The organism is Bradyrhizobium sp. UFLA05-112, assembly GCF_053572325.1.
The window spans coordinates 28,521-47,334 of sequence record NZ_JBANBK010000032.1; the positions used below are offsets into that span (position 1 = coordinate 28,521).

Below are 18,814 nucleotides of genomic sequence, written 5' to 3' on the forward strand. Positions count from 1 at the left end.
TTCGATCAGGCGTTCGCCATGCCGGGCCGGTTCGGCGCCGCCGCCATGTCCAGCCAGTTCACACCCCACATATGACCATCGGGATCCTCGAAGCTGCGGCCGTACATGAAGCTGTATTCGTCCTTCGGGCTGGGATCGGCCACCCCGCCCGCAGCCTCGGCCCTGCCGACGATATCGTCGACCTCGCTCCGACTGTCGGCGGACAAGCAGAACAGCGCCTGGTTCGAGATCTTTGCATCTGCAATCGGCTTCGGCGTGAACTGGCGGAATTTGTCGTGGGTCGTCAGCATCGCGTAGATGGTCTCGGAAATGACCATGCAGGACGCCGTGTCGTCACTGAATTGCGGGTTCCTGGTCGCGCCTATTGCCTCGTAAAAGGCGGTTGCGCGCTTGAGATCGGTCACCGGCAAATTGACGAAAATCATCCTTGGCATCGGAAGCTCCTTGGGCGGGGTTTCTGCCCAAGGACGGATGGCCCGCCGGCCATCCGACACGGCTTCCAAATATTTTTCGGACTGTCACACTGCTGGGTTCTGTCGCCCGCGCGCAATTTTTGCGGTCAGGTCGCGATCGGCGTCGGCATCGTCAGGAATGCCCGCGTGGCGTGCCAGAACAGCGCCCGATTGATCGCCAGCACCACCGAATGCGCGGTTCCCGGCAGGATGGCGAACTGCCGATCGCCGTTCGGCAGCTTGTTGTAGAACGCCTCGAGGTCGGCAACGGTCGCGATGCCGTCGAACTCCCCGCGCACCAGGAGCACCGGCGCGAGCACCTTCTCCGGGTCCACCACGGGCAGGTTGGTCGTCATGTCGAGGTAAGTGCCGGTCGGGATCTGGTCGCCGAACTGAAGCTCGACGTCGGCGAGCACGTCCATCACGGCGGGATCGCTGGTGCCGGGTTTGTCGCGGGTCGCGATCGAGCGGATCATCTCGCGATCGCGCTTGCGCATGTTGTGGGTGCGGTAATAGTCGACCTGCTCGGCGCGCTTCGTCAGCGTCGGCGAGCCCTCGCCCTTGTAGGTGAAGGCGGCGAACACCAGCCGGTCGATGCTTTCAGGGGCAACCATCGCGTAAGCGCCGGCCCGCAACGCACCTGAGGACTCTCCGACGAAATGGAATTTCCTCTGCCCGGTTTCGCGCGTGATCACCTCGACCGCGGCTTTCAGATCGGCAACGCCGCTTGCGATGTCGGAATTGCCGGAAGTGCGCCCCGACTTGCCGTAGTTCTCGTGGTCCAGCGTCCAGCAGTCGAAGCCGTAGCGAGCGAACTCGTTCATGGTCGAGTATTCGCCCTTGCCGGGCACGCTGAGATCGAACACTCGCGAGGTGACGGAGGAGCCGTGCACGAACACCACGACCGGCCGCGCCGCCTCACCCACTCTGGGCGCACCGAGCCGTTTGCGGAACATCCACAAGGGCACGTCGCCCTTCTTGGCCCAGTATTCGCTGGACCAGACGTCGGCGGGTTGATCGGCGGCGCGGGCCTGCGGCAGAGCGCCAGCCAGCGTGGCCCCGAGCGCTCCGGCTCCCTTGATCAGAGCACGCCGCGGCAGCAAATGATTGGACTCCGCCATAGAGACCTCCCTCGCCTTGTCTTGATGCAGGCTCTGGCGAAGCCTAGCAGACATGGGCGAAAGCGTCAGCCACAACCTCCGTCATTCCCCGCGAAGGCGGGGAATCCAGTACACAGCGGCTTCTCCGTATCCTCGCACTATCTCTGGAATACTGGATCGCCCGCCTGCGCAGGCGATGACATCGAGAATGTAGGACGAACCTGCCGCAAGCTCGCTATTGCGAGCGCGACGCCTAACTCAGACCGTTCACTTCGCTTCGTTCGGATCACGGTGCACCGGGTCGATCCACAGCACGGTCTGGGGCTTCTCGACCGGCTCGATGTCGAGATTGATCGCGACCGCCTCGCCGTCGCTGCGCACCAGCACGCATTCGAGAACCTCGTCGGGGCTGGCGTTGATCTCCTGGTGCGGCACGTAAGGCGGCACGTAGATGAAATCGCCGGGGCCAGCCTCTGCCGTGAACTGGAGATGATCGCCCCAGCGCATGCGAGCCTTGCCTTTCACCACATAGATGATGCTCTCGAGATGGCCATGATGATGCGCGCCGGTCTTGGCGTCCGGCTTGATGCTGACCGTGCCTGCCCATAATTTCTGCGCGCCGACGCGCGCGAAATTGATCGCGGCCTTGCGATCCATGCCGGGCGTCGAGGGAACATTGGGATCGAGCTGGTTGCCGGGAATCACCCGCACGCCGTCATGTTTCCAGCGATCGTCATGATCGTGATGGGAGTGCGTGTGGTCATGGCCGCTCATGTGTCTGCTTTCCGTTGGTTCCGTGCACGGCAGGCTAACCAAAGCCGCGGCATCAAGCCATACCAAAAACGGAACGCTCTTAGGCGCCCAACGTTGTCTTCCTAAGAAAACCGGAAGGAGATTTTCATGGGAAGCACGAGCGACAAGATCAAGGGCGCCACCAACGAGGCGATCGGCAAAGCCAAGCAAGGCATAGGCGAGGCCACAGGTTCCGACCGCATGAAGGGCGAAGGCACCGTGCAGGAGATCAAGGGCAAGGGCCAGCAGGCCATGGGCGACGCCAAGGATGCCGCGAAGGAAGCGATCGATCGCGCGGCGGCGAACGCCAAGCGCACCGCAGAGTAAAGCGCGCGCGACTGAATACGAAAAGACCGGCCTTGCGGCCGGTCTTTTTGTTTGCGCTTGGTACCCGGCGTCACTTCACCCCGAGCAATTCCACGTCGAACATCAAGGTCGCATTCGGCGGGATCACGCCGCCGGCGCCGCGTGCGCCGTAGCCAAGTTGCGGCGGGATGATCAGCGTACGCTTGCCGCCGATCTTCATTGTGGCGACGCCTTCGTCCCAGCCGGCGATCACGCGGCCCTTGCCGATCGGAAACTCGAACGGCTCGTTGCGGTCGACGGAGCTATCGAATTTCTTGCCCTTCTTGCCGTTCTCATAGAGCCAGCCGGTGTAGTGCATCACGCAGATCTGGCCGGGCTTTGGCGAGGCGCCGGTGCCGACGACGCTGTCGATGATCTCGAGGCCTGAAGCTGTGGTCATGGTTTTTCCTGCGGTCTGGGCCGATGCCGGGGTGGAAACGAATGTCGACACTGCGCCGATTACGGTAATCGCGAGCGCCGACATGAGGGTGAGGAGTGCACGCTGGACACGCTGCATAAGACACCTTCCGTTTGGAGCGGGAGGTGTCTAGCGCAACGCGACAGGCGTGACCAGCCTTATCAGGCCTCGATGTTCTCCAGCCGCACCGGCAGCTTGCGGACGCGCTGGCCGGTAGCGTGATAGACCGCATTGCAGATCGCGGCATTGGTGCCGACATTGGCGAGTTCGCCAAGTCCCTTCACACCTGCGGGATTGATGCGGTCATCCTGCTCGGAGAGCATGATCACCTCGACATCGGGCACATCCGCGTTCACCGGCACGAGATAGTCGGCGAAGTTGTCGTTGACGTAGCGCGCGGTGCGCTCGTCGATCTCGGTGGCCTCCAGCAGCGCCGAGGACATGCCCCAGATCATCCCGCCCATCAGCTGGCTGCGCGCCGTACGTGGATTCATGATGCGGCCAGCGGCAAAGGCACCGACCAGGCGCGGCGTGCGGATCTCATGCGTGAAGCGATTGATCCTGACCTCGACAAATTCGGCACCGAAAGCGTAGGCGATCCCGTCCTTCAAGCTGGGTCCGCCGACCAGCCGCACGTGGCCGCTGTGCATGGCCTCGAAGGCATCCGGCGGCGCGCCCTCCGGCTTCCACTCGCCATACTCCTCGACCACGCTGATGCCGAGTGCGTCGAACGCCTTTTCCCGGTCGAGCGGCTGGTCGCTCCGCGCAGCCTGGGTCGCCGGCGTCTGCCCCATGCCCACGGTCTCCTTGGCCCTGTCAGTGAGGCCTTCGTTCGGCATCAGCGCGCGGAACAAGCGCTGGCGCACCTTGTCGCACACCATCATCACGGCAGAGCACGTGCTGGCCGTCGAATTCGAGCCGCCCGCAACCGGGGCCGGCGGCAGGTCGCTGTCGCCGATATAGACCGCGACCTTCTCCAGGGGCACACCGAGGCGTTCGGCCGCAGCCTGTGCGATCACCGTGTAGGCGCCGGTGCCGATCTCATGGCCGGCCAGCTCGACGCGGGTGCGGCCGTCACGTTGCAGGCGCACCCGCGCCGCCGACGGTCCCATCTGGGTCGGATAGCACGTGGCCGCGCAGCCATAGCCGATCAGCCAGTCGCCATCCGCCATCGATTTCGGCTGGGCTGAACGCTGCGACCAGGCGAACGCCTTTGCACCCTCGTCGAAACAGGCCATCAGCGATCGCGACGTGTAGGGCTTGCCCCCGATCGGCTCGGTCGCGGTGTCGTTGACGCGACGCAGCTCGATCGGGTCCATGTCGAGCTTGACGGCGAGCTCGTCCATCGCGCTCTCCAGCGCGAACATATAAGGCACCTCCGGCGGCGAGCGCATGAAACCGGGCGTGTTGCGGTCGGCGCGCACGATGGACACGAGGCTGTCGACATTCGGGCAGGCGTAGAGCCGCGTCGTGGTCTTGGTGCCGCCGACGCAATAGGAATCGGGGCGCGAGGAGATCTCGGCTCCCTCATGGCGGAGCGCGACGAGCTTGCCGTCCCTGCTCGCGCCGAGCTGGATCTGATGCCGCGTCTCGGCGCGGTAAGTCGCAATGGTAAAGCCCTGGTCGCGCGGTGGCACCAGTTTGACCGGACGGTTCAGACGGCGCGCGATGCTGGCGATGATCGCGGTCCGCGGCGTCATCGAGCCGCGCGAGCCGAAGCCGCCGCCGACGTAAGGATTGACCACCCGGACGTTGTCGGCGTCGATGCCGAGCTGTTCGGCGACGCCGTTCTTCAGGCCATAGACATATTGGCTCGGTTCATAGACGAGCAGATTGTCGCCCATCCAGACGCAGCTCGTCGTGAACAGCTCCATCGGATTGTGGTGCTGTGTCGGCGTCTCATAGGACGCGGTGAGCTTGACCTCGGCCTCGTCGAACGCCTTCGCGAAGTCGCCGACCTTCGGGTCCTCCTTGAACATCGCGTTCTGGCCCTTCGCGGCGGCCGACGTCGTGCCCTGCGAATCGAACGTCGCCGCCGGCATCAGCGCGGTGGTGTTGACCTTGACGCGATTGGCGGCTTCGCGTGCCGCTTCGTAGCTCTCGGCAACGACCACCGCGACGATTTGGCCGTCATGGGCGATATCGGCCGATTTCATCGGTTGGATCGTGGTCCCGGCATAACCGCCGTTGGAGAACAGCTTTGACTCCTTCAGCTTCGGCCCATTCTCGTGCGTGAAGATGTCGATCACTCCGCGCACCCGCTTCGCATCATCGAGCTCAAAACTGTCGATGCGGCCCTTGGCGATCGCGCTGGTCACCAGGAAGGCATAGGCAGGATTGGCGAGCGGCATGTCAGACGCATAGGCCGCCTTCCCCGTCACTTTCGCGGCGGCATCGTAACGCGGCACCGGCTGGCCCATATTGGCCTTCGGCTCGGGAGCAGCAGTGGTCATGGTCAGATCTCCATCGTTACGGCCTGCTGGAGCGCGCGAGCCACCACGCGCCTGCCGAGCGCGATCTTGAACGTGTTGTAGCGCCGGCTCCTGGCGTCGGCGAAGGCCGCCTCCGCGGCACGCTGAGCGAGGCCATCGTCGAACCGCTGGCCCTTCACCAGCGCCTCCGCCTCGCGCGCGCGCCACGGCACGGTGGCAACGCCGCCGAGCGCGATCCGGGCGTTACGGATCACGCCGTCCTGCACGTCGAGCGCAATCGCGGCCGACGACAGCGCGAACTCGTAGGACTGCCGGTCGCGCGCCTTTAAGTAGACCGAGCGCGGCCAGCGCCCGGGAATCGCGAAAGCCGAGATCAGCTCGCCCGCCTGCAACGTCGTCTCGATCTCCGGCGAATTGCCGGGCGGCTTGTGCAATTGCGCAAACGGCAGGCTACGCGTCCCGGATTTTCCAGTGATCTCGACCATCGCGTCGAGCGCGATCAGAGCTTGTGCGAAATCACCGGGATAGGTCGCGATGCATTGATCGGAGGTGCCAAGCACGGCATGCATTCGGTTGAAGCCATCCATCGCCGCACAGCCGGAGCCCGGATTGCGCTTGTTGCAATTCTCATAGGAAATGTCGCGGAAATAGCTGCAGCGGGTGCGCTGCATGACATTGCCGCCGAGGGTGGCCATGTTGCGCAGCTGCGGGCTTGCGGCCAGCTTCAGCGAATTGGCGATGACGGGATAGTTGCGCTGAATTTCAGGGTTCGCGGCAATATCGGACATCTTTGCGAGCGCGCCGAGCCGCAGATTGCCGCCACCGAGATCAACCGCCGACCAGCTCCGCGCCAGCGGATTGATGTCGACGACCGTGACAGGCCGCATCACGTCGAGCTTCATCAGGTCGATCAGCGTCGTGCCGCCGGCGAGCGGCTGTGCGGACGCCTGCGGCAGCGGGTTGTTGTCTTGCGCCGACGAGGCGAGAGCCGAAACGGCGGCGCCGGCATCGGTGGCTCTCTGATAGGAGAACGATCGCATGCGCCTAGCCTTTCATGATGTCGGGCGCAGCCTGCTTCACGGCCGCGACGATGTTGGGATAGGCGGCGCAGCGGCAGATGTTGCCACTCATATATTCGCGGATGTCCTCGTCACTGCCGGCGTGCCCTTCCTTCACACAGGCGACCGCGGACATGATCTGCCCGGGCGTGCAGTAGCCGCACTGGAAGGCGTCGTTGTCGATAAACGCCTGCTGCATCGGATGCAGCCGGTTGCCGCTTGCGAGCCCTTCGATGGTGGTGATGTCCTGGCCTTGCGCCGCGAGCGCCAGTGTCAGGCATGACACCACGCGCCGGTCGCCGATCAGCACTGTGCACGCGCCGCACTGGCCGTGATCGCAACCCTTCTTGCTGCCGGTGAGACCGAGATGCTCACGCAGCGCGTCGAGCACGGTGGTGCGCGCATCGATGCGAAGATGCTTGTCCTCGCCATTGACGCGCAATGTCACATCGACCGGCAGCGTCGGGTCCTGCGCAGCCGCAGCGCTCGATCCTTGCGTGGCTGCACGTGCGGTCAGCGGAACGAGCGTGCTTGCGGCCGTGCCCGCCATGAAGGCGCGACGATCGAAACCGGAACCTGAATTGTCGGACATGTCGGCCTCCGCCGCCTTCTAAAGAAAGCAGCGCACGCCTGCGCCGCTCATCGCCCGTTAACCGGGGGCGATGAGCTCCGTTCCTCCGTCAACTTTTCCTGATCGCGCGAGGAACCCCGCCTCGCGCATCGAGCTCAATAGCCGAGCGCGCAGCCGTCCTTGCGCGGATCGGAGCCGCCGGTCAGCGTGCCCTTGTCCCAGTCGATCCAGATCGCCTGGCCGCCGCCGAGGGGGCCGACCACGCTCGTGGTCTTGTGGCCGAGCTTCTTCAGGCCGTCGACGACCGCGGCCGGCACGCTATCCTCCAGCTGATAGACACCCTCGTAATGCAGTCCGCGCGGCATATCGATCGCCTCCTGCACGTCGCAGCCATAATCGAGGATGTTGGTCAGCACATGCGTCTGGCCGACCGGCTGATACTGCCCGCCCATCACACCGAACGGCATGACCGCGCGGCCCGCCTTGGTGAGCAGCGCCGGAATGATCGTGTGCAGCGGACGCTTGCCGCCGGCGATGCAATTGGGGTGACCCGGCTGGATACGGAAGCCGCCGGCGCGATTTTGCAGCAACACGCCGGTCTTGTTCGACACGATCGCCGAACCGAAGGAATGCGCGATCGAGTTGATGAAGGAACAGACGTTGCGATCCTTGTCGACCACCGTGATGTAGATGGTCGAAGGATTCATCGGCGGCGCGACATTGGGCAGGTCGAGCAACCCGTCCATGCGGATTTTTGCGATGTACTCGTCGGCGAATTCCTTGGCGAGGATTTTTGCGACATCGATCTTCATGTGGGCGGGATCGGCGACATGCATCTCGCGGATCATGTAGGCGATGCGCGCGGCTTCCGCCTCGAGATGGAAGCGCTCGACGCTGAGCGGCGCGAACTTCTTGAGGTCGAACCGGGAGAGGATGTTCAGCATGACCAGCATGGTGATGCCGGGCCCGTTGGGCGGGCACTGCCAGACGTCGTAGTCCTTGTACGTCGTGCCGATCGGTGTCGTCACCTCGGTCGTATGATCTGCGAAATCGTCGAGCGTGTGCAGGCCGCCAATTCCGCGCAGCGTCTCGACCATGTCCTGTGCGATCGCGCCCCTGTAGAAGGCGTCGCGGCCATCCTTGGCGATCGCGCGCAGCGTCTTGCCAAGCTCGGGCTGGCGGATGACGTCGCCGGCAACCGCCGGCTTGCCGTGCGGCAGCAGATAGCGCTCGGTGTTGGTGCCGTTCTTCAGCTTCTCGAACTGGTTCTTCCAGTCGAAGGCGATACGGGGGGCGACGACATAGCCCTCCTCCGCCGCCTTGATCGCCGGCTGCGCCAGACGGTCGAAACCGAACTTGCCGTGGTCGCGCAGCACGGCCGCAAAGGCATCGACCGCGCCGGGGATCGAGACCGCGTGCGCCGAGGTCAACGGCACGGAGTTGATCTTGCGCTCCAGATACCACTCGACATTGGCGGCCTTCGGCGCCCGGCCCGAGCCGTTATAGGCCGTAATCTTGCCCTCGCCGCGTGGCTGGATCAGCGCGAAGCAGTCGCCGCCGATGCCGGTCGATTGCGGCTCGATCACCCCGAGCAGCAGGCTGCCCGCGACCGCCGCGTCCGCGGCAGTGCCACCCTCGCGCAGCACCTCGACGGCCGCGAGCGCGGCCAGCGGGTGCGAGGTCGCCACCATCGCGTTCTGGGCGTGGACCGTGGACCTGCCGGGGAAATGGAAGCTTCTCATTGGCTGTTCTGCTCTCTTGCCGCGGGCACGCGTAGGTCGCGCCCTCTCGAAAATCCGGGTTTACATGGCACATCCGGACCCTGCGGGGCAATGCTGGCATACCACGGAAATGGCTGCCATCCGCTGCGCGAATGGGGCGCATTTCTGCGGGTTTTCCGGGCGGCTGCCGCCTGCTAAACGAACCGCCATGACTTCTGAGAACACCGCGTACAAGGTCGCCGCCTTCTACCAGTTCGCGCGGCTCGCAGATTACCGCGAGCTGCGTGAGCCGCTGGGCGCGTTCTGCGCCGGCCTCGGCATCAAGGGCAGCGTGCTGCTGGCGCGGGAAGGCATCAACGGCACGGTCGCCGGCTCCGCGGAGGCGATCGATGCCTTCGCGCATGAACTCGCCCACGGCGACATGTTCGGCGGACGGCTCGACAATCTTGAACTGAAATTCTCGACCAGCGAGGCGATGCCGTTCGGCCGGCTCAAGGTGCGGCTGAAGAAGGAGATCGTCACGCTCGGCGACGCCGCCGCCGACCCGACGCGGCAGGTCGGCACCTACGTCGATGCCGCAGAATGGAATGCGCTGATCGCCGAGCCGGATACGCTGGTGCTCGACACCCGCAACGCCTTCGAGGTGGCGATGGGCACGTTCGAAGGCGCCGTCGATCCCGGCATCAGGAGTTTTGGCGAGTTCAGGGACTTTGCCGCGCAGCAGCTCGATCCGGCAAAGCATCGCAGGATCGCGATGTTCTGCACCGGTGGCATCCGCTGCGAGAAGGCGAGCGCGCATCTGCTCGCGCGCGGCTTCGCCGAGGTCTATCACCTCAAGGGCGGTATTCTCCGATATCTCGAGAATGTGCCGGAGCAGCAAAGCCGCTGGCGCGGCGAATGCTTCGTATTCGACGAGCGCGTCGCGCTCGGCCATGGCTTGCGCGAGCGGCAGAAGGACGCCTCCGCCGATGAATGAAATCAAGACGCTCAGCGACCGCATCGACACGCTCGAAGCACGGCTCGCCTATCAGGACGACACTATCGAGCAGCTCAACCAGACCATCACGGCGCAGTGGAAACAGATCGATGCGCTGACACGGCAGATGGCAGCGCTGAACGAGCGTCTCCTGGAGGCCGAAGCCAACGCGCCCGGCCCCGCCAACGAACGCCCGCCGCACTACTGACGCGCCTGCTTTAGGTCTTTTGTTTGAGCATGATCTGTTCGGAAAACCGCTTCACACTTTTCCGGATCATGCTCTACTGCCCTGAAGCCATCGGCAGCAGGTTGAAGACCTCGACCGACATCACCAGCCGGTCGCGCCCGTCCTGCTTGGCGCCATAGAGCGCGCGATCGGCGGCCTCGACGAGCGTTCCCGGCCCACCGGTTCGCTCCAGCCACGGGCGGCAGGCGGCGCCGCCGATCGAGGCAGTGACGCAGCCAGCGGATTCATTGGAGCCATGTACGAGCCCCGCGGCACGGATCGCCTGGCGGATCCGCTCGCCGAGCCTGGCGCAGCCGGCCGCATCGATGTTCGGCAGCAGCACGGCAAATTCTTCGCCGCCGTAGCGCGCAGCGAGGTCGCTGACGCGCTGGGTCTCCGCTGCGATGATTTTCGCGACGGTGCGCAGGCACGCATCGCCCGCGGGATGGCCGTACTGATCGTTGTAGGCCTTGAAGTGATCGACATCGATCATCAACAGGCCAAGGCTCGAGCGATCGCGATAGGCCCTCGCCCATTCTTCCTTCAGCCGCTCGTCGAAGCAGCGGCGGTTGGCGAGCCCGGTGAGGCTGTCCTCGATCGCGAGTGCCTCCAAGCGCTCTTCCAACTCCTTCTGCTCCGTGACGTCGCGGGAGATAGCTACCGCACCGTCAATGCTGCCGTCGGCTCTGCGCGTGGCGCGCAGGGTCGATTCGATCCAGATATCGCCCTTCTCGCTGTGACGGGTGCGATAAACTGTGCGAGCCTCGTCGATCTCGCCCTGCTTGAGCCGATCAATGATCGCCTGAGCGGCCGGCAGATCGGCCGGGTTGATTCCGGCAAGTGCCGAATGCCCAACCAGCTGGTTCGGTCGCCAGCCGACCACGCGCCGGGATGACGGCGAGGCGTATCGGATGCGATCGTCGATGCCGATCCGCGTCACCATATCGCTCGATCCCTCTGCGATCAGGCGGAAGTTGGATTCACTGGCCGCAAGCGCCGCCGCCATGCGCTGGCCGCGCTGCAACTGCCGGACAAGCACCGCACCGATGATCGCAATCAGCATCACCAGCGCGAGCACGTACAGCATCCGCGAGATGGCCGCCGCCCGCCAGGGCGCCAGCAATTCCTGGCGATCGACGGTCGCGATCAGGAGAAGCGGAAAGCGCCCGCTGCGCTTATAGAAGCTGACGCGATCCACGCCGTCCAGCATCGACTTGAACTGATAGGCTCCGCTCGGCTGCAGCTTCGATTCGCGAAACAGCACCCCATCGGCCACGCTGCGTCCGACGAACTTGTCATTGCTGGGATCGCGCGCGATGATGATACCATCGCCATGCACCAGCGTGATGGAGCTGTTTCGACCGATCAGGAACTGCTGGTAGAAATGCGACAAATAGTTCGCACTGATGGTCGCGAGCACGACGCCGCCAAAGCTGCCGTCGAGCTTGTTGAAGCGGCGCGACAGGGTGATCACCCACTCACCGTCGACCAGGCTCTTGATCGGCCGGCCGACATAGGGCTCCCGCTTCGGCGAGAACTGGTGATGCCTGAAGAACTCGTCGTCGCTGAGCGTGGAAGTGACGGCGCCGGCGGACGTCAGCCAATTGCCCTTGTCGTCGATGATAGCGAGGCTGTGAATGCGCTCGATCGCCTTCTTGCGGATTTCGAGGAGGTTGCGCAGTTTCGCGATCGTGGCTGCATCGGTCCCGTCCATCTCCAATCGGCTGACGACGCCAACGACGCCGGAATCGAGCAGGTCGAGGCTGTCCTCGGCGTGCTGGGTCAGCGATCGCGCGAGGTTCGCCATTTCCGTCTCGGTGCCGCGCAGCAAGGCCTCGCGCGAGCTCCATTCACGCCAGCCGCTGATGCCGAGGATGGCCGTGCAGGTGAGCACGACGAATGCCGCCGCCCGCAACGGCAGGCGGCTCAAGCCGGCTCTATAGCTCATGACGTTCATGCGAACAGGATTCTCCGATGCCCGGAAAATCCGCTGCTTCTGTTATCGAAACCTGAAAAGCACGGCGCAATTCGCCTCAAACTGCGCCGATTTACGTAGTCCTACGGTGCTCGCGATCGTCTGATCGCTAACGGCAGGTTAGCGCGTCGAAGGGGAATCTGCCCTCGCGGGGCCTCAGCTGAAGATCGCCTTAACCTTGTCCCATAGCGAGGGACTGTCCGCCTCCGCATTGGCCTTCGATGGCGTCGGCTGGGCGGCGCTCACGGGATCAGAGGCCGGGAAGGTGTCGACCAAGCCGGCATCGAGCCTGGCATGGGTCTCGCGATCGGCGGCGAGCGCCTCGCGCAGATCGTCGGCGTGCTTGTCGTGGGGCGCAGGGTTGAATTTCTCAGCCATGATCTCCTCCATTGGCCGGTCAACGTCGCCGCCTGCCGCGTAGTTCCGCTGTTCCGCTTGGCCCGGCGGGAGCGGCGGTGTATCAGGAACCGCAACATGTCCCGGGGATCATTCGTGCCACGCTCCTCCGCAAAGCCTTTTATCGACGTGCTCTCAGGCCAGCGGCAGACCATTCCGCCGGCCTGGATGATGCGGCAGGCCGGTCGCTATCTGCCCGAATATCGCGAAGTACGCGCCAAGGCTGGTGGCTTCCTCGATCTCTGCTTTACGCCGGAACTCGCCGCCGAGGTGACGATGCAGCCGATCCGCCGCTTCGGCTTCGATGCGGCGATCATCTTCTCCGACATTCTGGTGATCCCCTATGCGCTCGGCCGTTCCGTGCGCTTCGAGGTCGGCGAGGGGCCGCGGCTGGAACCGCTGGATGATCCCGACAAGGTCCGCACGCTGTCGCCGCGCGCCGATTTCGGCAAGCTCGAGCCGGTGTTCGAGGCGCTGCGGATCGTGCGGCGCGCCCTCGATCCGAAGACCGCGCTGATCGGCTTCTGCGGCGCGCCCTGGACGGTCGCGACCTACATGGTTGCGGGCCAGGGCACGCCGGACCAGGCGCCGGCGCGGATGATGGCTTACCGGCATCCGGAGGCGTTCGGAAAAATCATCGACAGGCTGGTCGACAACTCCGTCGACTATCTGCTTGGGCAGCTCGCCGCCGGCGCAGATGTGCTGCAGATTTTCGACACCTGGGCGGGCGTCTTGCCGCCGGCAGAGTTCGCGCGCTGGTCGGTCGAGCCGACGCGGCGCATCGTCGATGGCGTTCGGGCCAAGGTGCCGGATGCGAAGATCATCGGCTTTCCCCGCGGCGCCGGTGCGCTGCTGCCCGGTTATGTGGAGGCGACCGGCGTCAATGCGGTCAGCATCGACTGGACGGCGGAGCCGACCTTCATCCGCGAGCGCGTGCAGTCACGTGTCGCCGTCCAGGGCAATCTCGATCCGCTGGTGCTGATCACCGGCGGCGATGCCCTGAACCGCGCCATCGACGAGGTGCTGGCGAATTTCGCCAAGGGGCGGCTGATCTTCAATCTCGGCCACGGCATCCAGCCGGAGACGCCGATCGCCCATGTCGAGCAGATGCTGAAGCGCGTGCGCGGCTGACGCGTCACAAAAAACTCGAAAACAACCCCATGCAAAGTAGAACGGCACCCCGCCGGGCGTCCCCGGCTGCGCCCAAGGCATTTGACGCGTCGGGCAAATCAGGAGCGCGGAGGCTTACCGCGGCCTGCTGCGCTCGATGATCTCAGCCGCGCCCTTGGCCAAGAGATCGAGCCCGACCGCGCGGCCAAGCTCGCGCGGGCGGTTCGCGGGGCCTGCGCGCGAAGCTTCGATGATGGTGTTGCCGGAGAGATCGAGCACCGATGCGGTCAGCGACATCTGGTCGCCATCGATCGTCGAGAACCCCGCCACCGGCGAATTGCAGTGGCCGTTAAGCACCCACAGCACCTCGCGTTCGGCATCAGCGCAGGCATGCGCGGCGGGATCGTCGATCGACGCGAGGATACGGCGCGTCTGCCAGTCCTGCGCGGCACATTCCACGGCGACGATGCCCTGCCCCGCCGCAGGCAACATCTCCGTTGCCGAGAATTCGTAGGCAATCCGGCTCGCAAGGCCGACGCGGTCAAGCCCCGAGCGCGCCATGATCAGCGCATCGGCAGGACCGACTGCGCCGCCATCGGGCAGCCGCTGCAACTCACGGTTAGCGAGCTTGCGCACGCGGGTGTCGGCGGCGCCGCGGAAGTGGATCACCTCGGCCTGCGGGAACAGCCGCCGCGCATAGGCCGCGCGCCGCACCGCATTGGTGCCGATCTTGAAACCCTTGCCGCGCGACTGCCTGAACGCATCGAGCGAAACACCGTCGCGCAGCACCAGCGCATCGCTGGGCGGATCGCGCGACAGCGTGGCGCCGATCACGAGGCCAGGGGTGTCCTCGTTGCCCGGCATGTCCTTGAGCGAATGCATCGCCGCCTGCAACTCGCCTGACAGCACCGCCGCGCGGATCTGTGCGACGAAGGCGCCGCCCTTGCCGCCATGGGGCAACAGCTTGCTGGTCTGGTCGAGATCGCCCGTGGTGTCGAACTTGACGATCTCGACGTCGATCTCGGGCACGGCGGCGGTCAGGCGGCGCGCGATCTCTTCCGTCTGTGCCAGCGCCATCGCGCTCTTGCGCGTGCCGATCCGCAATCGAATAGCCAAGCCCAGTGCTCCCTCTAGAAGCGCGAATTACCGCGCATCCTCCAATATCATGTCGGAGGCCTTTTCGGCGATCATGATGATCGGCGCGTTGGTGTTGCCCGACACGAGATCAGGCATGATCGATCCGTCGACCACGCGCAAGCCCTCGATGCCCCTCACCTTGAGCCGCTGATCGACCACGGCGAGCGCATCATTGCCCATACGGCAGGTCGAGGTCGGATGATAGATGGTGCTGCCGCGCTGGCGGCAGAACTCCAGCAGCTCCGCATCGGTCGCGACCTTGGGCCCGGGATCGACCTCCTCCACCACAAAGGGCTTTAGCGCCGGCGCGTGCAATATCTTGCGCAGGATCTTCAGGCCCTCGACATTCGTGGTGCGGTCGGTCTCGGTCGACATGTAATTGATGCGGATTTCCGGCGGCACGGTCGGATCAGCACTCTTGATCCGCAAGCTGCCGCGGCTTTCCGGGCGGAGCTGGCACACCGAGGCAGTGAAGCCGGAAAAATCGTGCAGCTTCTCGCCCATCTTGTCGGTCGAGAACGGCAGGAAGTGCACCTGGATGTCGGGCGTCGCGAGCCGTGGACTGGTCTTGAAGAAGGCGGCCGCCGTGCCCGCCGCGATCGTCAGCCAGCCCTGGCGGAACAGTGCGTAGCGAACGCCCGTCAGCGTACGCCGGATCGGATGGTTGATCGCATCGTTGAGCGTGATCGGCTGCGAGCAGCGCATCACGATGCGGACCTGCATGTGATCCTGGAGATCGTGGCCGACGCCCGGCGCGTCGAGCACGACGTCGATGCCATGCTTGCGCAGCAGGTCGGCCGGGCCGACGCCGGAGAGCTGCAACAGTTGCGGCGAGTTGTAGGCGCCGCTCGAGACCAGCACTTCCTTGCGCGCCCGCGCGCGGTGCAAGACTGAAGCTTGGCGATATTCGACTCCGACGGCGCGCCGACCCTCGAACAGGATGCGCTGGCCCAGTGCCGAGGTTTCGATCTTGAGGTTGCCACGTTTCTTCGCGGGACCGAGATAGGCGACAGCCGTGGACGCGCGGCGGCCTTTTCGCGTGGTGGTCTGGAACAGGCCGACACCTTCCTGCGAGGCGCCGTTGAAATCTGGATTGTAGGGCAGGCCTGTCTCGACCCCTGCCTTGATGAAAGCTTTCGACAGGGGATCTGAGAGGATCAGATCGGAGACCGGCAACGGACCTCCGGTGCCGTGAAACCGATCGGCGCCACGCACCTGGTTCTCGGCCTTCTTGAAATAGGGCAGCACGTCGTCATAGCCCCAGCCGGCATTGCCGAGTTGACGCCAGCGGTCGTAATCCTCGTGCTGACCGCGGACGTACAACAACCCGTTGATCGAGCTCGAGCCGCCCAGCGTCTTGCCGCGCGGCTGGAACACCTGACGGCCATTGAGCTCGGGCTCCGGCTCGGTCTGGTACATCCAGTTGACGCTCTTCTCCTTGAACAGCCGGCCGTAGCCGAGCGGCACGTGGATCCAGATGTTGGAATCCTTCGGGCCGGCTTCGAGCAGCAGCACCGAATGCTTGCCGTTCGCCGACAATCGGTTGGCGAGCACGCAGCCGGCCGAGCCGGCGCCGACGATGACGTAGTCGAATTCGGGATCGTTTGAATGGGCGGATTGCTGCTGGGCGGTCATGCTTTTTCGAATTCTTATTGTTGTTGTCTGCGTTTCGGATCGAAGGTCCATAGCATACTCGTTGCCGCGGACGCAGCGCCTCGATCAGCGACGCCCGGGCATATTCCGCACCCGCCTTGGCGAGGTCGGCGCGCCCGGCGCAGGCCACCGCGGCCTCCGTCACCGCGCCCAGCGGCAATGGCGCCAGCGGCTCGATCGGCTGCCGTATGATCAGGCCCGCCTTCATCGCGCAATTGGCGCGGTGATATCGCACGCGGGAACCGAAGGACGCGGGCATTTATATCGATTTGTTACCGATATCGGCGGTTCCGTATGCACATCGTGCCGCAGCGCTACCGACGCGGGCGATAATTCATAGTTCGTCAAAGGTTTGCAGCGAATTCTCGGGCCAGAGCCGAATATGAACGGCCAATGCTGCGGGCTCTGGAATGCGGTCCCAACTGACGTCCTATCTGACCAAGCTGTTCGCCGGCGATCTCGCCGCGTTCGGCGGACCGGCAACCGACGACGCCGTCGCCGGCCACATCCGCGCGGAGCAGATGGCTCTCGTGCTCGGCTATTCCGTCGGCATCATGCTGGCCAATGCCTGCAATGCGGCCGTGCTTGCCATCGCGCTCTGGCATTCGCCGGACTGGAAATCCGCCGTAGCCTGGGCGGTTACGGTCGCGGGCGCTGCGATCCTGTTTGGCGTGCAATCCCACAGCGCGCGCCGGATCACGAAGCCGCAATTCGTATCCCGTCGCGCCATGCACCGCCTGGTGCGCAACGCGTTCATCCTCGGCTCCGCCTGGGGCATCGTGCCGATGGCGTTCTTCGCCAACGCCTCCACCGGCGGACAGCTCGTCATCACTTGTCTGTGCGCCGGAATGCTGGCCGGCGGCGCGCTCGCCTTCGCCACCATTCCGATTGCGGCCATCGCGTTCACGACTCCTCTCTTCCTCGGCATCGGCATCTGTCTCGGCAGCGGCGGCGATCCCGCCTATCTGCTGATGGCGGTCCTGGTCGTGGTCTACGGATCCGTGCTGCTGCGTGGCGTGTTCGTCAATTCCTTTACCTTCATGCGACGCGTGATGCGGCAGCTCGAAGCGGAACGGTCGGTTCGCCAGGATCCACTGACGCTCCTGCCAAACCGTGTCGCGTTCAACGAGACACTCGATGCCGCCTTGAAGCGACTGGCCCTGTCCGGGGAGGAGTTCGCCGTGCTGCTGCTCGACCTCGACCGCTTCAAGGAGGTGAACGACAAGCTCGGCCATCCGGCCGGCGACGAATTCCTGGTCCAGGTCGCCAGCCGCCTGCAACGCTGCACGCGGGCGGCCGAGCATGTCGCGCGCATCGGCGGCGACGAGTTCGCGCTGGTCATGACCAATCTCACCCGGGCCGAGGACGCCTTGGAAATCGCGGAGCGATTCGTCGCTGCCTTCGCCGAACCGTTCCTGATCGAGGGCCGCGAGATCATCGGCGGCACCAGCGTCGGCATCGTGCTGGCGCCGCGGGACGGCGATATGCAGCTTGACCTGCTCAAGCATGCCGACGCCGCGCTCTACCGCGCCAAGAAGGCCGGCCCCGGCACGATCTCATTCTTCGAGGCCGCCGACGACAAGTCGGCGCGCGACCGCAAGGCGCTGCAATCGGATCTGGAGCTCGCCGTCGCACGGGACGAGCTGTTCCTGGTCTTTCAGCCGTTCCTCAATCTCAGGGAGAACCGGATCACCGGCTTCGAGGCTCTTCTGCGCTGGAAGCATCCGGTGCGCGGACTGGTGCCGCCGAGCGAGTTCATTCCGATCGCCGAGGAAACCGGCCTCATTCACGAGATCGGCGAGTGGGTCATCCGGCGCGCCTGCGCAACGCTGGCACAGTAGCCCGACGATATCAGGGTCGCGGTGAATTTCTCCGCTGCGCAATTCCACAACACGGGCATTCTCCAGACCATCGTCCAGGCGCTGGCCGATGCCAACGTCACGCCTAGCCGACTGGAGATCGAGATCACCGAATCGATGCTGCTGTCGAAATACGGCTCGGCCGCATCGACCTTGAACGCGCTGCTGCAACTCGGCGTCACGGTGGCGCTCGACGATTTCGGCACCGGATTCTCGTCGCTGACCTATTTGCGCAAGCTGCCGTTCAGCCGCATCAAGATCGATCAGTCCTTCATCAGCGACATGCTGGCGCAGCCGGACTGCGCCGCGATCGTGAAGTCGGTGATCGCACTCGCGCGTGACTTGAACATCGGCGTGGTCGCCGAAGGCGTCGAGACGGCCGATCAGCTCGAATATCTGCGCCAGACCAATTGCGACGAAGTCCAGGGCTATCTCATCAGCCGCCCCGCCTCGGCCGAGCAGGTCTTTGCGCTGCTCGACCCGAAGAAACAGCGAGCGACCTACGCGGCGTAGGCCAACCTCTCGTTTTCAATCTCACACGCCGTAGTCAGACAACCGCATGTGTGAAAGAGATCACATTTGTGGATTTGATA

16 protein-coding genes and 1 pseudogene are annotated in these 18,814 nt (G+C 64.6%); 5 read left to right on the plus strand and 12 right to left on the minus strand.

Annotated features, from left to right (window positions below):
- Positions 1-5: 5 nt before the first annotated feature.
- The 3 genes from SO180_RS19825 to SO180_RS19835 form a co-directional block, all read right to left on the minus strand.
- Positions 6-434 (minus strand): VOC family protein, encoded by a 429-nt coding sequence (locus SO180_RS19825; RefSeq protein WP_449380523.1) that lies wholly within the window; start codon positions 432-434, stop codon positions 6-8.
- A gap of 125 nt (positions 435-559) precedes the next feature.
- Entirely contained in the window at positions 560-1,573 is a 1,014-nt protein-coding gene (locus SO180_RS19830) for an alpha/beta hydrolase (protein WP_449380524.1), read from the minus strand.
- 246 nt (positions 1,574-1,819) lie between these two features.
- Entirely contained in the window at positions 1,820-2,326 is a 507-nt protein-coding gene (locus SO180_RS19835; RefSeq protein ID WP_449380525.1) for a cupin domain-containing protein, read from the minus strand.
- A 126-nt stretch (positions 2,327-2,452) separates the two neighbouring features.
- Between SO180_RS19835 and SO180_RS19840 the strand changes: the two genes are divergently transcribed.
- Complete coding sequence (locus tag SO180_RS19840) at positions 2,453-2,671, plus strand: CsbD family protein (RefSeq protein ID WP_449380526.1); 219 nt, start codon at positions 2,453-2,455, stop codon at positions 2,669-2,671.
- Positions 2,672-2,741: 70 nt separating this feature from the next.
- On the opposite strand, the gene SO180_RS19845 is transcribed toward SO180_RS19840, so the two are convergent.
- The 5 genes from SO180_RS19845 to ggt form a co-directional block, all read right to left on the minus strand.
- The gene (locus SO180_RS19845) at positions 2,742-3,206 is read right to left on the minus strand and encodes an FKBP-type peptidyl-prolyl cis-trans isomerase (protein ID WP_449380527.1); all 465 of its coding nucleotides are present in this window, start codon (positions 3,204-3,206) and stop codon (positions 2,742-2,744) included.
- Between the two features lie 62 nt (positions 3,207-3,268).
- A complete protein-coding gene (locus SO180_RS19850; protein WP_449380528.1) occupies positions 3,269-5,560 on the minus strand; it encodes a xanthine dehydrogenase family protein molybdopterin-binding subunit in 2,292 nt (763 codons plus the stop codon).
- Between the two features lie 2 nt (positions 5,561-5,562).
- Positions 5,563-6,579 (minus strand): FAD binding domain-containing protein, encoded by a 1,017-nt coding sequence (locus SO180_RS19855; protein WP_449380529.1) that lies wholly within the window; start codon positions 6,577-6,579, stop codon positions 5,563-5,565.
- A gap of 4 nt (positions 6,580-6,583) precedes the next feature.
- Positions 6,584-7,189: a (2Fe-2S)-binding protein gene (locus tag SO180_RS19860; protein ID WP_449380530.1), complete on the minus strand. Its 606-nt coding sequence runs from the start codon at positions 7,187-7,189 to the stop codon at positions 6,584-6,586.
- 134 nt (positions 7,190-7,323) lie between these two features.
- On the minus strand, positions 7,324-8,910 hold the full coding sequence (ggt, locus tag SO180_RS19865; RefSeq protein WP_449380531.1) for a gamma-glutamyltransferase: 1,587 nt from the start codon (positions 8,908-8,910) through the stop codon (positions 7,324-7,326).
- Between the two features lie 187 nt (positions 8,911-9,097).
- Between ggt and trhO the strand changes: the two genes are divergently transcribed.
- Together trhO and SO180_RS19875 are read left to right on the plus strand one after the other, a co-directional pair.
- Positions 9,098-9,865, plus strand: a complete 768-nt coding sequence (gene trhO, locus SO180_RS19870) for an oxygen-dependent tRNA uridine(34) hydroxylase TrhO (RefSeq protein ID WP_449380532.1) — start codon at positions 9,098-9,100, stop codon at positions 9,863-9,865.
- The gene (locus SO180_RS19875) at positions 9,858-10,073 is read left to right on the plus strand and encodes a SlyX family protein (protein WP_449380533.1); all 216 of its coding nucleotides are present in this window, start codon (positions 9,858-9,860) and stop codon (positions 10,071-10,073) included. Before trhO ends, SO180_RS19875 begins: the two co-directional genes overlap by 8 nt.
- 73 nt (positions 10,074-10,146) lie before the next feature.
- On the opposite strand, the gene SO180_RS19880 is transcribed toward SO180_RS19875, so the two are convergent.
- Both SO180_RS19880 and SO180_RS19885 read right to left on the minus strand, forming a co-directional pair.
- Positions 10,147-12,048 (minus strand): diguanylate cyclase, encoded by a 1,902-nt coding sequence (locus SO180_RS19880; protein ID WP_449380534.1) that lies wholly within the window; start codon positions 12,046-12,048, stop codon positions 10,147-10,149.
- A gap of 174 nt (positions 12,049-12,222) precedes the next feature.
- Positions 12,223-12,444 (minus strand): hypothetical protein, encoded by a 222-nt coding sequence (locus tag SO180_RS19885; protein ID WP_449380535.1) that lies wholly within the window; start codon positions 12,442-12,444, stop codon positions 12,223-12,225.
- A 114-nt stretch (positions 12,445-12,558) separates the two neighbouring features.
- Between SO180_RS19885 and hemE the strand changes: the two genes are divergently transcribed.
- On the plus strand, positions 12,559-13,593 hold the full coding sequence (gene hemE / locus SO180_RS19890) for a uroporphyrinogen decarboxylase (RefSeq protein WP_449380566.1): 1,035 nt from the start codon (positions 12,559-12,561) through the stop codon (positions 13,591-13,593).
- A 114-nt stretch (positions 13,594-13,707) separates the two neighbouring features.
- Here hemE and hemC read toward each other — a convergent pair whose 3' ends face one another.
- Together hemC and SO180_RS19900 are read right to left on the minus strand one after the other, a co-directional pair.
- Entirely contained in the window at positions 13,708-14,688 is a 981-nt protein-coding gene (gene hemC, locus SO180_RS19895; RefSeq protein WP_449380536.1) for a hydroxymethylbilane synthase, read from the minus strand.
- Between the two features lie 27 nt (positions 14,689-14,715).
- Positions 14,716-16,344, minus strand: a complete 1,629-nt coding sequence (locus SO180_RS19900; protein WP_449380537.1) for a GMC family oxidoreductase — start codon at positions 16,342-16,344, stop codon at positions 14,716-14,718.
- 428 nt (positions 16,345-16,772) lie between these two features.
- Here SO180_RS19900 and SO180_RS19905 point away from each other — a divergent pair.
- Positions 16,773-18,734 (plus strand): annotated as a pseudogene (locus tag SO180_RS19905) (putative bifunctional diguanylate cyclase/phosphodiesterase).
- Positions 18,735-18,814 lie beyond the last annotated feature (80 nt).